Source organism: Clostridia bacterium, assembly GCA_017410375.1.
Classification (GTDB): domain Bacteria; phylum Bacillota; class Clostridia; order RGIG6154; family RGIG6154; genus RGIG6154.
Window position 1 is genome coordinate 1 of the sequence record JAFQQW010000048.1, and the last position, 13,486, is coordinate 13,486.

General features: G+C 43.4%; 12 protein-coding genes, 1 tRNA gene and 1 pseudogene. 10 read left to right on the top strand and 4 right to left on the bottom strand.

Annotated elements, in window-relative coordinates:
• From IJE10_06620 to IJE10_06635, 4 genes are all read left to right on the top strand, one after another.
• On the top strand, positions 1-475 hold a 475-nt coding region (locus IJE10_06620; protein ID MBQ2967774.1), incomplete at its 5' end, for a hypothetical protein.
• A gap of 15 nt (positions 476-490) precedes the next feature.
• The gene (locus IJE10_06625; protein ID MBQ2967775.1) at positions 491-844 is read left to right on the top strand and encodes a DUF805 domain-containing protein; all 354 of its coding nucleotides are present in this window, start codon (positions 491-493) and stop codon (positions 842-844) included.
• 364 nt (positions 845-1,208) lie between these two features.
• Positions 1,209-1,325 carry an InlB B-repeat-containing protein gene (locus IJE10_06630; protein ID MBQ2967776.1) on the top strand — a complete coding sequence of 39 codons (117 nt, stop codon included), beginning with the start codon at positions 1,209-1,211 and terminating at the stop codon, positions 1,323-1,325.
• A gap of 90 nt (positions 1,326-1,415) precedes the next feature.
• Positions 1,416-1,592, top strand: coding sequence for a hypothetical protein (locus tag IJE10_06635; protein ID MBQ2967777.1), 177 nt, complete (start codon positions 1,416-1,418; stop codon positions 1,590-1,592).
• 271 nt (positions 1,593-1,863) lie between these two features.
• On the opposite strand, the gene IJE10_06640 is transcribed toward IJE10_06635, so the two are convergent.
• Positions 1,864-1,950, bottom strand: a tRNA-Ser gene (locus IJE10_06640).
• A 378-nt stretch (positions 1,951-2,328) separates the two neighbouring features.
• On the opposite strand from IJE10_06640, the gene aspS reads away from it, so the two are divergent.
• The 3 genes from aspS (at position 2,329) to IJE10_06655 (ending at position 8,823) form a co-directional block, all read left to right on the top strand.
• Positions 2,329-3,663, top strand: coding sequence for an aspartate--tRNA(Asn) ligase (aspS, locus tag IJE10_06645; GenBank protein MBQ2967778.1), 1,335 nt, complete (start codon positions 2,329-2,331; stop codon positions 3,661-3,663).
• Positions 3,664-3,784: 121 nt separating this feature from the next.
• Positions 3,785-4,408, top strand: coding sequence for a hypothetical protein (locus IJE10_06650; protein ID MBQ2967779.1), 624 nt, complete (start codon positions 3,785-3,787; stop codon positions 4,406-4,408).
• Between the two features lie 194 nt (positions 4,409-4,602).
• Positions 4,603-8,823, top strand: coding sequence for a 2-hydroxyacyl-CoA dehydratase (locus IJE10_06655; GenBank protein MBQ2967780.1), 4,221 nt, complete (start codon positions 4,603-4,605; stop codon positions 8,821-8,823).
• A 38-nt stretch (positions 8,824-8,861) separates the two neighbouring features.
• Here IJE10_06655 and IJE10_06660 read toward each other — a convergent pair whose 3' ends face one another.
• The 3 genes from IJE10_06660 to IJE10_06670 form a co-directional block, all read right to left on the bottom strand.
• Positions 8,862-9,014 carry an LPXTG cell wall anchor domain-containing protein gene (locus IJE10_06660; protein MBQ2967781.1) on the bottom strand — a complete coding sequence of 51 codons (153 nt, stop codon included), beginning with the start codon at positions 9,012-9,014 and terminating at the stop codon, positions 8,862-8,864.
• A 12-nt stretch (positions 9,015-9,026) separates the two neighbouring features.
• Positions 9,027-11,033 carry a ferrous iron transporter B gene (locus tag IJE10_06665; protein ID MBQ2967782.1) on the bottom strand — a complete coding sequence of 669 codons (2,007 nt, stop codon included), beginning with the start codon at positions 11,031-11,033 and terminating at the stop codon, positions 9,027-9,029.
• Positions 11,034-11,112: 79 nt separating this feature from the next.
• Complete coding sequence (locus IJE10_06670; protein MBQ2967783.1) at positions 11,113-11,328, bottom strand: ferrous iron transport protein A; 216 nt, start codon at positions 11,326-11,328, stop codon at positions 11,113-11,115.
• 174 nt (positions 11,329-11,502) lie between these two features.
• Between IJE10_06670 and IJE10_06675 the strand changes: the two genes are divergently transcribed.
• From IJE10_06675 to IJE10_06685, 3 genes and pseudogenes are all read left to right on the top strand, one after another.
• Positions 11,503-11,871 carry a metal-dependent transcriptional regulator gene (locus tag IJE10_06675; protein MBQ2967784.1) on the top strand — a complete coding sequence of 123 codons (369 nt, stop codon included), beginning with the start codon at positions 11,503-11,505 and terminating at the stop codon, positions 11,869-11,871.
• Between the two features lie 29 nt (positions 11,872-11,900).
• Entirely contained in the window at positions 11,901-12,737 is an 837-nt protein-coding gene (locus IJE10_06680) for a sugar phosphate isomerase/epimerase (protein ID MBQ2967785.1), read from the top strand.
• 352 nt (positions 12,738-13,089) lie between these two features.
• Positions 13,090-13,443, top strand: a pseudogene (locus IJE10_06685) (four helix bundle protein).
• Positions 13,444-13,486 lie beyond the last annotated feature (43 nt).

The window sequence follows — 13,486 nt, forward strand, 5'->3', positions numbered from 1 at the left end:
AAAGATTTTTGCACTTTTACTTATGGTGGTTATGTCATTTACACTCTTAACAGGATGCAGTGATCCTGTTTATGATGATTTGGAAAACTTCTTAAATGTTGAAATGAAAGAAGTTACTGAAAATTATACAAAAATCACAACAGAGGTTGGAACTTGGGAAACACTTGAAGACGATGCTGCTATTAAGAAAAGTATTGACGATACACTTCTTCCTCTTGTTGAAGCTTCCCTTACTGCTCTTAAGGACATCAATCCTGAAACAGAAGAAGTTAAAGCTATCAAAGATAAGTATGTTAAAGTAATGGATACTTATAAGGTTGCTTTTGAAACTCTTGCAGAAGGTTGTGAAACTCAGGACGAAGCTACAATCAGTACAGCAACAGAAAAACTTGAAGAAGCAGTTAGCTTGCTTGACGAATACAACAAGGCTTTAGAAGAACTTGCTAAGGAACACGGTTCAGAAGTTGAATATTAATAGAGGAGCAAATTTATGAGTTGGTACATACAGGCAATTAAGAATTATTGCAATTTCAGTGGAAGAGCAAGAAGAACAGAATACTGGATGTTTGCTCTTATCAGCGCCGTTATCGTATTGCTCTTGGGAATAATTGATGGAATAATTGGGATTAAGCTTCTCACAAGTTTATACAGCTTGTTTATTGTGATACCTGAACTTTCCCTGTCATTCCGCAGACTGCACGATATTGATAAGTCGGCGTGGTGGCTTTTGATTGCATTTGTCCCCGTAATCGGAGCAATTGTTCTTTTGGTTTTCTCGCTTAAACCCGGAACAGTAGGTACTAACAACTACGGTGACGATCCAAAAGCAACATACATTGGATAAAAAATAATTTTATAATTGTGTAAAGCCTTAACAGAACCCTCTGAGATAACAAATGTTGTTTTCAGAGGGTTTTACTATATCAAAATTTAATACACATCAAAGAAATGAGCTTTTGCAAAAACCTTCGTAGACTTATGCCATCTTCTGTGGTATGTTTGTGTTGCCGAAAAGGTAAATACGAATTTAGGAGATGAAAATTTATGAAGAAAAAAGTATTATGTACGGCAATGGCAGTGACAATACTGCTGACACAAACGGCATCAGCGGCACCTTGGCAATGGCATCGGAATGAACTAATATACGATAGCGAAATCGGTTTTTAGGAAATGTAACCTTAACCTTCGCATCGGACGGTGGGAGCTTTATCAGTCCAATAACCAAACGATATGGCGAAAGCATAAGCATTGAAAGCTACATCCCGACAAAATACGGATACACATTCAAGGGATGGTTCACAGACCCCCGAACAAAGCAGAATTAGGTAACAACATTCAAATTCACAAAACCTGATGTCCTATATGCGAAATGGGAAAAGAATCCGGAAGAACCCATAAATCCAAATGATGAAATTATGGCAAAAGATACTTGCTACCTTACAGATGAAGAAACTGCGAAAAGAGCTGAAATCATAGAAGAAAAAAATAAAGCCTACATTGAAGGCTTCGGCTATGTAGCACCAAGCAAAACCAAAACCATAATCGCAGACTCAGACGGTGACATAAATAAAATGGTCGGCACAATGGAATAAAGCCCTATATAAGCAAATTGAGGTTACGCATACAATGTATGCGTAACCTCTTTTGGAGTCAATTATTAACTTGACATAGATTATATAGCAGATACAATAAAATGTCAAGGATTTGATAAAAATATCCCACAATAATAAGCCGATAGTAAAGACAATTAGTAGCAGGTAGAATTGTTTACACCTTACAGATAGTTAAAAGCGATTGTAGGGCAAATATAACGGCTTTTTGAGGGGATTTTGGCAAAAAAGAGCACCAAATTATGGTGCTCAGTGGCGGAGCGGGTGGGATTCGAACCCACGTGCCTGACGGCAACACGATTTCGAGTCGCGCTCGTTATGACCACTTCGATACCGCTCCGTGTATATCTAAACTCAAAAATGAGTTTAAAGCAAATATTAAGTTTTATTAGAAATCTCGTTAGAAAAGATTTTTTGTTTTGTCAGCACCGATTGCTGAAAACCGCACTGTTACAGGGTTTGCGGAGAATTGCATTCCAACAACTTCTAAAAGTTTGAAACGATTTCGAGTGTGTCCGTTATGTCCTGTTGCGGTGGCAATTGGTTGATTTTTAAAAACCACGGGACTATTATAGCATAAATTCTTTATGAAAGCAAGGTTTTTTTGCGGTTTTGGCGAAAAAAGTTTGTCGACTGCGGAAATTGGATGGTTGACACTTAAAAAATTATATGCTATAATTATTTAGATATTTGTACAAAGAAAGCGGAGGAAAAATATATGCAAAGAACGCTTATATGTAATGTAAAAAATGAGATTGGCAATCAGGTGAAGGTACAGGGCTTTATCGATAATTTCAGAAACGGTAAGTCCATGGCTTTTATCGTGCTTAAAGATATCACCGGCAAGGTACAGATTACGGTGGAAAAAGAAAAGTGTGAGGCTTTTTTGGAAAAGGTGGAAAGCTTGACACCTGACTCTGTTATTACTGTAACAGGTACCGTTGTGGAAAACGAATATGTAAAGATGGGCGGTATGGAAATTCTGCCGGATGCTCTGGAAATCGAAAGCATCGCAGACGCGCTCCCCATTGCTAGAAAAGAAATTCCTGCAACCAAGAAAAAGCAGGCGGTAGAACGTTCTTCCATTGACCAGAGAATTGACTACAGATGGATTGACTTGCGTACCGATGAAAATCAGTTGATGTTTAAGGTGCAGACCGCTTTTGTTAACGCAATGCGCAAGTTTCTTTTGGATAAAGACTTTATCGAAATTCATACGCCAAAGCTGATTGGTGCGGCTTCCGAGAGTGGCTCGGATGTATTTGAAGTAAAATACTTCGATAGAAGTGCATACCTTGCCCAGAGCCCACAGTTCTATAAGCAAATGGCTATGGCAAGCGGATTTGAACGTATTTTTGAAGTTGGACCCGTATTCCGTGCGGAAAAATCCTTTACCAGCAAGCATACCACCGAATTTACCGGCTTTGACTTAGAGTTCAGCTACATTGAATCGTTCAGAGACGTTATGAAGATGGAAGAAGAGCTTTTGACCTTTGCGTTAAAAGAAGTAAGCGAGAAATACGGTGAAGCCATTAAAGAAGCATTCGGTATTGAACTGATTGTACCTAAGACTCCGTTCCCGGTGGTTACTTTAAAAGAGCTGTATGACGGATTAGAAAAGGATTTTGGCTTTACTGTACCCGAATCCGAAAAGGGTGACCTGACCACCGAAGCTGAAAAGTTAAGCTATGAATGGGTTAAGAAAAATTACGATCATGAATTCCTGTTTGTAACAGACTTTGATGCAGAAAAGAGAGCATTCTATCATATGCGTGACGAGCAGGGTGTACCCCAGGGCTATGACCTTATCTGGAGAGGTGTGGAAATCACCACCGGTGCACAGCGTGAACACCGTTATGAAATCTTAAAGAAGCAGGCAGAAGAAAAGGACTTGGCAGAAGACGTAAAATTCTACTTAGAATTCTTTAAATATGCTTGCCCGCCTCATGGTGGCTTTGGTATCGGTGTTGACCGTATCACCATGTTGCTGTTAGGTCTGCACATTAAAGATGCGATGTTCTTATTCCGCGGTCCCAACAGATTAAATCCGTAAAGTATTCTAAATCCCGCCATCCGGCGGGATTTTTCATATCTGAAATGATATGGAGTAATCTCAAAAATATATTTGCCAAAGGTCGGGAAAAATGATATAATAACCAAAAGGAGATGATGATATGCAACAGGATTTTTTTAAAGGGACTGTAGCGGAGCGAATCAGCATGATGATAAAAAGTCCGCTGTTTTTGTGGGCAAACATTTTTGTATGCATGTTTTCGCTGTTTTTGTTGCTGGATTTTCCGGTGATTCTGCTCACAGTTATCGGGCTCTGGCGGTTGTTTGCGGCACGCAAAGATGAATTTGCCACCGAGAAGATGCGAAGTGCTATACAGCTTATACGCACAAGCATGGTGGTAAACTTTATTGCGATGCTGGTGCAGATTGTTTTCTGGGGGCTTGGGGATGTACCGCAAGGGGATAAGCAGTCGCTTTTGCCGTACATCGTGCCCTACTTAAAAATGTTCTGGCCGATTCTTCTGGTGTTTGCGACGGGATTTGTTGCGTGCCTTCGCTGTTGTGAAGTGTTGCGTGAGCCGTATAACAAAAATCGGGTATTTCAGCTTGCAACCGGCTCGCTTTTGCTCTTGTTTTTAGGGTATCTTGCATACATAGGCTGTTTACTCTTACCGAAACAGAATACCGTCGGCATGGTTGTGCTTTTGGTGTTTGGAGGATTGATTGCACTCTCAAGCTTACTTTATGGTATATGGCTTTTAAAATATTCAGCAACAGAAAACTGACTGAAAGGTCAGTTTTTGTTGTTTTGTTTATTTTTTTCAACAAAAAGTAAAAATAATTTAATTTAAATTGCGTAAAGTGCTGGAAATTTTCGACAAATTGTGCTATAATGTATATTGACGGATTTTGGGATTTCAGTATAAGGGGCACAAAAAATACATATTATTTTTGTGACCATTAAAAGGAGAGAAAAGGTATGTCGGAATATCGTGCAGGCATTGATATCGGCTCGACCACAGTAAAACTGGTCATCATTGACGATTCGGGAGAAATGTTATACAGCGCGTATCGACGTCACTTTGCGCACATTCAGGAGACACTTTCGGAATTGCTGAAGGACGCTAAGGCGCTTTTGGGTACATGTAGCTTGCGTATCAAAATTACCGGCTCAGGCTCGATTAATCTGGGCAAGGCGTTATACATTCCGTTTGTGCAGGAGGTTGTGGCAGTTGCAAACGCTTTGCAGGCAGTAGCACCGCAAACAGACGTAGCGGTAGAGCTTGGCGGTGAGGATGCGAAAATCATTTATTTCACCGGTGGTCTGGAAGAGCGGATGAATGGTGTTTGTGCCGGTGGCACAGGCTCTTTTATCGACCAGATGGCAGCACTTTTGCAGACTGATGCGACGGGACTGAATGAGGCGGCGGAAAGTTATAAGCAGATTTATCCCATTGCGGCACGTTGCGGTGTGTTTGCAAAAACCGATATTCAACCGCTGATTAACGAGGGCGCGGCTAAATCAGATTTGGCGGCATCTATTTTTCAGGCGGTGGTGAATCAGACAATTTCAGGGCTTGCTTGCGGTAAACCCATCCGCGGTTGCGTGGCATTTTTGGGCGGTCCCTTACATTTTTTGCCGGAGCTGAAAAAAGCGTTTATCCGGACACTGGATTTAAAGCCTGAAGAAGTGGTGGATTCGGAAAATTCCCATTTGTTTGCGGCATTGGGCGCGGCTTTGGAGGCAGGCGAAGCGCAGGCGCATGACATGGACGGTCTGATTGCCCGTTTGGACAACGGTATTGAAATCCGGTTTGAAATTAACCGCCTGGAGCCGCTTTTTGAAAGTAAGCAGGCATTCGAGGAATTTTGTTCACGGCACGAAAAGGCGGTTGTACAAAAAAGCACGTTATCGGATTACAGTGGAAAGTGTTTTTTAGGTATTGATGCAGGCTCAACCACCACGAAGCTGGCTCTAATCGGTGAGCAGGGCGAGCTGTTGTTTTCCCATTATACAAGCAATAAGGGGAATCCCGTACAAACGGCAATTGATGCCATCGGATTGCTGAAGGCAAGCATGCCCGACACTGCGGAAATCGTACATTCCTGCTCCACGGGCTATGGTGAAGCGCTTTTAAAGAGCGCATTCTGTTTAGATGAAGGAGAAGTGGAAACGGTTGCCCATTGTACAGCGGCAGCGTTTTTTGACCCGGAAGTGGACTGTGTGCTGGACATCGGCGGTCAGGACATGAAATGCATCAAATTAACAGACGGTACGGTGAGTACCATTCTTTTAAATGAGGCGTGCTCCTCGGGGTGTGGCTCTTTTATCGAAAATTTTGCAGTATCCTTAGGCTATACGGCAGAATCCTTTTCGGAAGAAGCGATTTTTGCAGAGCATCCGGTGGATTTGGGCACAAGATGTACCGTGTTTATGAATTCCAATGTAAAACAGGCGCAAAAAGAGGGCGCAGCGGTGTCGGATATTTCGGCAGGACTTGCGTACTCGGTGATTAAAAATGCGCTGTTTAAAGTTATCAAACTCAGTACTGCCAAGGATTTGGGTGACCACATTGTCGTGCAGGGCGGTACGTTTTATAACAAAGCGGTTTTGCGTGCCTTTGAAAAAATTGCAGGCGTGGAAGCTGTTTGTCCGGATATTTCGGGCATCATGGGCGCATTCGGTGCCGCGCTGATTGCAAAGAACCGCTACAACGGTCAAAAGAGCAGTATGCTTCCGCTTGATGCGATTTTGAATCTTACATATAAGACCAAGGCGGTGCGTTGCGGAGGTTGTGTGAACAACTGTATGCTTACCGTAAACACCTTCCCGGATGGCAGACGGCATATCACCGGCAATCGCTGTGAAAAGGCGTTGGGCGGTGACGGAAACAAGCAGGCACCGAACATGTTTGCCTATAAACAAAAGCGGATGTTTGATTATAACCCGCCTGCAAAAGCATACCGTGGCGAAATCGGTATTCCGCGTGTGCTGAATCTGTATGAAAACTATCCCTATTGGGCGACGTTTTTTAAAGAACTCGGGTTTAAGGTGGTGCTTTCGCCTTTGTCCGATCGCAGTATTTATGAGCTTGGCATGGATTCCATTCCGTCCGAATCGGAGTGCTATCCTGCAAAGCTTGCCCATGGACATGCGGAATGGCTGATTCAAAAAGGGCTGCGGACCATTTTCCACCCTTGTGTATTTTACGAGCATCAGGAAAATCCAAAGGCACAGAATCATTTTAACTGCCCGATGGTGATTTCTTATCCCGAAAACTTGAAAAATAACTTAGAGGCAGTTGTCAACGGCAATGTGCGTTATGTTTGCCCGTTTATCGCATTTACGGATGAGCGGACAGCGGAAGACCGATTGGTTGAGGTTTGCCAGGAAACCTGGTGTATTCCGGAGCACGAAGTGCGCGCGGCGGCGAAAAAGGCATGGAATGAGCAAATAAAAGCCAAAGAAGATGTGCGTGCCGAGGGGCGTCGGTTGCTTTCTGAAATGGAAAAGTCAGGCGGTAAGGGGGTTGTGCTTGTGGGCAGACCCTATCACTTAGATCCCGAAATCAATCACGGTATCCCTGAAATGATTGCTTCTTATGGGTTGACGGTGTTTACCGAGGACAGCTTAACCTTTGATTATGACGACATAAAGGGTTTGCGTGCCAATGACCAGTGGGTTTATCACACCCGTTTGTATCAGGCGGCAAACTTTGTGAGCAAACGGGACGATTTAGAGTTGATTCAGCTCAATTCTTTCGGTTGCGGTCTCGACGCGGTGACCTGCGACCAGGTGGCGGAAATCTTGGAAAACAGCAATAAGCTGTATACCGTTCTGAAAATTGACGAAGTGAACAATCTGGGCGCGGCACGCATCCGAATCCGAAGTCTGCTTGCGGCAATGCGTATGCGCGAGGAGCGTAATATTTGCGCAATTCCAAAAATGTATCAGCACCAAAAGACTGAATATACATCTGCGATGCGAGAGGCGGGCTACACCATTTTAGCACCCCAAATGAGTCCCGTACATTTTGACATTGTGGCACCGGTATTCAAACGGTACGGCTATAATGTGGTGGTGTTGGATAACGAAGGACGGTCTGCCATTGATACAGGCTTAAAGTATGTAAACAACGATGCTTGCTTCCCATCTATTACCACCATCGGACAGATTATGGAGGCGGTGCTGTCGGGTAAGTACGATACCGATAAGCTTGCCATTATCATGAGCCAGACCGGCGGTTGCTGTCGTGCCAGCAACTATGTGGGCTTTATCCGCAGAGCTCTGGAAAAAGCAAACCTTTCGCATATTCCGGTGATTTCGCTAAATGCCAACGGCATGGAGCGCAACGAGGGCTTTAAGGTGTCTCCAAAAATGTTGGCGGATGCCATGCGTGCCATTGTGCTGGGCGATTTGTTTATGCGCTGTGTTTATCGGGTGCGTCCCTATGAAAAGGAAGCCGGCTCTGCCAATGCTCTGCATGCAAAATGGCGCGAGATTGCCATTGATTGCCTGACCAATCCCGAAACAAAATATTCTTATAAGCAGGTGTGCAAAGGTATTGTGGATGCCTTTGACAAGCTACCGACAGATGAAAGCCTTGTAAAGCCAAGGGTTGGGATTGTGGGCGAAATTCTGGTTAAATATATGCCTCTTGCCAACAATCACATTGTAGACCTCTTAGAGCAGGAAGGGGTAGAGGCGGTTGAGCCCGATTTGCTGGACTTTTTGAATTACAGTTTGCTAAACAGTGAATTCAAAAACAGATATTTGGTTTCGCCCCGTAAAACAGCATGGGGTGCAAAGCTTGGGTTATTTGCTCTTAAAAAGCTCAGAAAGCCTGCGATAGATGCTTTGAAAAAGAGCAAGCGGTTTGAAGCACCGATGGATATCCGTCAGGTGGCAGAGTTGGCAAAGCCCATTTTGTCGTTGGGAAATCAGTACGGTGAAGGGTGGTTCTTAACGGGTGAAATGGCAGAGCTTATCATAAGCGGTACGCCTAATATTGTATGTGTACAGCCTTTTGCGTGTCTGCCCAATCATGTGGTGGGCAAGGGCATGATTAAGGCACTTAAAAACCATTATCCCGATGCAAATATTGTGGCGGTGGATTATGACCCGGGTGCCAGTGAGGTAAACCAATTGAACCGTATTAAGCTGATGCTTTCAACCGCAAAGAAAAATTTACAAAAATAAGAAAAAAAGCAGAAAATCTTTCGATTTTCTGCTTTTTCTTATTTCTTACAATTACAATGACCGTTACATTTGTCACCGTCGGGACAGCCGATGCAACGGGCGCCGGAGCGCTTCTTTTTGATGATGTACCAAAGGGCACCGCCCACGATAATCACCACGGCAATTAAAATGCCGATGTCGGTTGTATTCATTTTAAAGCCTCCTTATACGTTGGCAGGCGTTTTCTTCTTGGAATTCTGATATTCTTCCTTAAACTTTTTGTTGTTGCGGATAATGATTGCAGAGATGATTCCTGCAATAACAAGCACCGCAATGAGTCCCGGAACAAAACCGCTTGCAAGCTTGCCGGTGGAAATCAGTGTACCAATCTGGTATACCAAAAAGCCGATGGTAAAGCCAACGCTGAGCTGAAGTCCGATACCGCCCCACAGCCATTTTGCACTCTTCATTTCAGCGTTCATGGCACCGATTGCCGCAAAGCAAGGGGGCGTGAAGAGGTTAAACATCATATATGCCAAAGCACCTGCGGCGGTCAGGTTGATGGCTTCTGCCACCTTTGCACCTTCGCCGACCAGTTCTAAATCACCGTTGATGACAGCACCTAAGCCAAACAGGGTTGCAATAGTGCCGACAACGTTTTCCTTTGCAATAAAGCCGGTAACGGCACAAGCCACAAGCTTCCAGGAAGCAAAGCCGATAACCGGAATTAAAATCCAGTCAATGGGTCCGCAGATAGCGGCTAAGATGGAATTTGAACCATCTTCCAACGCGGGCTTTAAACCGGGAGTGAACGAGCTCATCAGGGTTACAACCACGTTGCAGACCAGAATGATTGTGCCTGCCTTTACGATATATGCCCAGCCTCTGCCACACATGGATTTTACCGCTCTCCAAAGGCTCGGAACCTTGTATTCGGGAAGCTCCATGATGAAGAAGGATTTTCTGTGCTTATAGGCTGTAATTTTGTTAATTAAAAGTGCGCAAAGCAGAATGATGATAATGCCTGCAAAATACATTGCAGTACCAATCCATGCGTGCTTGGGGAAGAATGCACCCACAAACAGCGCAATAATGGGAAGCTTTGCACCGCAGGGCATGAAGGGGGCGAGCATAGCGGTTGCCCGTCTTTCTCTTTCGTTGCGGATGGTACGGCAAGCCATAACGCCGGGGATGGCACAGCCTGTACCGATGACAAACGGAATAACCGATTTGCCCGAAAGCCCGACCTTTTTGAAGATGGGATCTAACACAACCGATGCGCGTGCCATGTATCCGCAATCTTCCAGCAGGGCAATCATGAAATACATAACCATAACCAGAGGTAAAAAGCCTACCACGGCACCTACACCGTCAATAATGGCGCTGGATACCAAAGAGGTTAAAAATTCGCTGCTGCTGCCTGCCATCCAGCCTTCCACAACACCGCCAAAGGCTTCGATGCCGGCAACTAAGTAGTCTGCAATCATCGGACCAAGCCAAGCCTGGGAGATATAGAATACCAGCCACATAATTACCGCAAACAGCGGAATGCCCAGCCATTTGTTGGTCAGAATCGCATCGATTTTGTCCTGGCTGTTCTTTTGGTTGGTTTTAACCGCTCTTTTTTCTACTTTTTTCACAATGGCGTTTACAAAGTCAAAGCGTTTTCTGTCTTCTGCTTCTACGCTTTTTTTGTCGGTCAAGTCAATGTCGTTTTGTATGTAAGGGGCGGTCTGTGTCTTGCTTTCGGCAACTCTTGTTGCCTCTGCAATCACTTCTTTTAAACCTTTATCGGAGGTGGACACGGTTTCAATAACGGGACAGCCGAGCTTTTCGGAAAGCAGGGATGCATCAATAGTGTTTTCTTTCTTTTGGTTGATGTCGCTTTTGTTCAGTGCCACAACCATCGGAATGCCCAGTTCTAAAAGCTGTGTGGTAAAAAACAAGCTTCTGCTTAAGTTGGTGGCATCCACAATGTTGATAATGGCATCGGGATTTTCGTTTTTCACATATCCGCTGGTGATGCTTTCTTCGGATGTGAACGGGGACATGGAGTATGCACCCGGTAAGTCAACGGCGATTAAATCCTCTCCGTATGCTTTTTTGATGGCGCTTTCTTTTTTGTCAACCGTAACGCCTGCCCAGTTGCCAACTCGCTCGTTCTTGCCGGTGAGCGCGTTGTACATGGTGGTCTTACCGCTGTTCGGATTACCCGCTAAGGCAATTCTCATGTGATTTCCTCCTTTTTTGCAGTTAGTAGCAACTAACTAGTGCTTAAAATATATACGGCTTTAAAAAGCCGTTTGTTTTTTAACCGATGATAATGGCTTCAGCCAGTTCATTGTCAATGTTGTATCTACCGTCTTTGATAGAGACAATACAACCGCCCTTTAAGTGGGAAATGACCGTAATGGTTTCACCGCTGTAGCAACCGAGCGAGAACAGAAATGCGTCCAGCTCCTCGTCGTCGGTATCAATTTTTTTGATGATGTATTCTACCTCTTCTACGGCATCCTTTAATGTCATTTTTCCCACCTCGGTTCTTTGGTTAGTCTTTCCTAACCTCATGTATTATATCACCTAAATTTTTCCTTGTCAATAGTTTTTTTGGATTTTTTTTAAAAATTTCCGAAATAAAAATCTAATGTTTGACAAACAGACTTTTTTTCGGTATAATAATAGAAAAGAGAGGTAGGAAATATGAAAATAAAAGAATCGGCAGAGAATTATCTGGAAACCATTCTGATGCTGAAAGAGAAAAAGGGTCAGGTCAGAAGCATTGATATTGCAAATGCGCTGTCGTTTACCAAGCCCAGTGTTTCGGTTGCCATGAAGGCGTTCCGGGAAGAGGGATATATTACGGTGGATGAGGCAGGAAATATAAGCTTAACCGAAAAGGGACTGGAAATTGCCCAGAAAATGTATGAAAGACATCATGTGATTGCCAAAGCGCTTATGCGAATCGGCGTAGATGAGGAAACCGCGTATGAGGACAGCTGTAAAATCGAGCATCACATCAGCAAAACAACCTTTGAACAGTTAAAAAAGTTTTTGGAAACAAAAGCGTAATTTATAAAAAAATTTAGGAGGCGAATCCGATGAAAAAATTTAAAGTAGGTGTTCAGCTGTATTCTGTACGCGACAACATGGCAGAAGATATGTACGGCACCTTAAAGGCAGTAAAGGAAATGGGTTATGATTATGTGGAATTTGCAGGTTATTTCGGCAAATCCGCAGAAGAAGTAAAGGCAATGCTTGACGAGCTGGGCTTAGAAGCGGCTTCTGCACACCAGAGCTACGACCTGTTCTTAAAGGAAGGACAGAAGGCTGTGGATTACTTAAAAACCTTAGGCGCAAAATACGTTGCAATTCCGTGGATGGCAGCTGAAAACCAGAAGGGCTGTGCAGAATACGACAGCATCATTGAAGATATTAAAAAGGTTGCAAAGCTGTTGAAGGACAACGGCATTCAGCTTCTTTATCACAACCACGACTTTGAATTCCAGAAATTCGAAGGCAAGTTCAAGCTTGACTGGTTGTATGAAACCATTCCGGCTGATTTACTGCAGACCGAAATCGATACCTGCTGGGTACACTATGCAGGCTATGACCCGTCCGAGTACCTGCTCAAATATGCAGGCCGTGCACCGGTTGTACACTTGAAAGACTTTACCTGCAAAGCATTAGGCGGTGGCCCTGCTTATGCATTGATTGACGAAAACGGCAACGAAATCGAAGATGCACCCAACAAGGAAGACAACGAATTTAAGTTTGCTCCCTGCGGTCAGGGTCGTCAGGATTTCGTGAAAATCTTAGATGCCGCTGAAAAGGCAGGCGCAGAATATGTTATCGTAGAACAGGATCAGACCTACGATACACCTGCACTCGATGCCATCAAGCAGAGCAGAGAATACTTAAAGACCTTAGGTCAATAATAATACACACAAAAAGACTTTCCGTGAGGAAAGTCTTTTTTCATCCCCTAAAAAGCACTTGAAACAAAGGAAAGGGTGTGGTATACTGATAATGAAGGATATTGAAAGGAATCGCAAATGTCCCGTACAATTTTTTGTCCCTGGCTTGACATGAGTTTGCAAGGCAAACTCAATGAATTGCCTTACGGCATTAATTGAAATCAAAGATTTCATGAATTAATCCTTACGGCTCATGAATTGCACCTTTGGTGCATTAAAAGGCAATTCAATTCATGGAGCGAAGCGAGAATTAATGGCGTAGCCAATTCATGACAACTTAAGTTGTCAATTCATTAAGAAATGGAGAATAGCAATGAAAGAGAATAAACTTATTGAATTATCGAAAGTGTTTGCAGTCGATATTGTTAATTTATGTACTGATATTAAAGAAAACTGAAAAGGAAATGTCTTGTTAAATCAGTTGTTAAGAAGTGGTACATCAATTGGTGCAAATATTCATGAAGCAAACTATGCATCCAGCAAAGCTGATTTTATCAATAAGTTTCAGATAGCACTGAAAGAATGCTATGAAAGTGATTATTGGTTAGGATTGTTTAAGGATACAAAAATGATAACTGAAATAGAATATGCAGATATGTATGATAAATGCAGTAAAATTCGTAAACTTTTAATCGCATCAATAAATACTGCAAAGGGAAATCAGTAATTATGACAAGGCTCGTATATCATTGAAAGAGGTGGAAAAATGA

Excerpts from the sequence above, each read along its gene's own strand:
- IJE10_06675 (MBQ2967784.1), top strand. The coding sequence starts at position 11,503 with ATGAAAATAAAAGAATCGGCAGAGAATTATCTGGAAACCATTCTGATG.
- IJE10_06655 (MBQ2967780.1), top strand. The coding sequence starts at position 4,603 with ATGTCGGAATATCGTGCAGGCATTGATATCGGCTCGACCACAGTAAAA.
- IJE10_06660 (MBQ2967781.1), bottom strand. The coding sequence starts at position 9,014 with ATGAATACAACCGACATCGGCATTTTAATTGCCGTGGTGATTATCGTG.
- IJE10_06635 (MBQ2967777.1), top strand. The coding sequence starts at position 1,416 with ATGGCAAAAGATACTTGCTACCTTACAGATGAAGAAACTGCGAAAAGA.
- aspS (MBQ2967778.1), top strand. The coding sequence starts at position 2,329 with ATGCAAAGAACGCTTATATGTAATGTAAAAAATGAGATTGGCAATCAG.
- IJE10_06625 (MBQ2967775.1), top strand. The coding sequence starts at position 491 with ATGAGTTGGTACATACAGGCAATTAAGAATTATTGCAATTTCAGTGGA.
- IJE10_06670 (MBQ2967783.1), bottom strand. The coding sequence starts at position 11,328 with ATGACATTAAAGGATGCCGTAGAAGAGGTAGAATACATCATCAAAAAA.
- IJE10_06650 (MBQ2967779.1), top strand. The coding sequence starts at position 3,785 with ATGCAACAGGATTTTTTTAAAGGGACTGTAGCGGAGCGAATCAGCATG.
- IJE10_06680 (MBQ2967785.1), top strand. The coding sequence starts at position 11,901 with ATGAAAAAATTTAAAGTAGGTGTTCAGCTGTATTCTGTACGCGACAAC.
- IJE10_06665 (MBQ2967782.1), bottom strand. The coding sequence starts at position 11,033 with ATGAGAATTGCCTTAGCGGGTAATCCGAACAGCGGTAAGACCACCATG.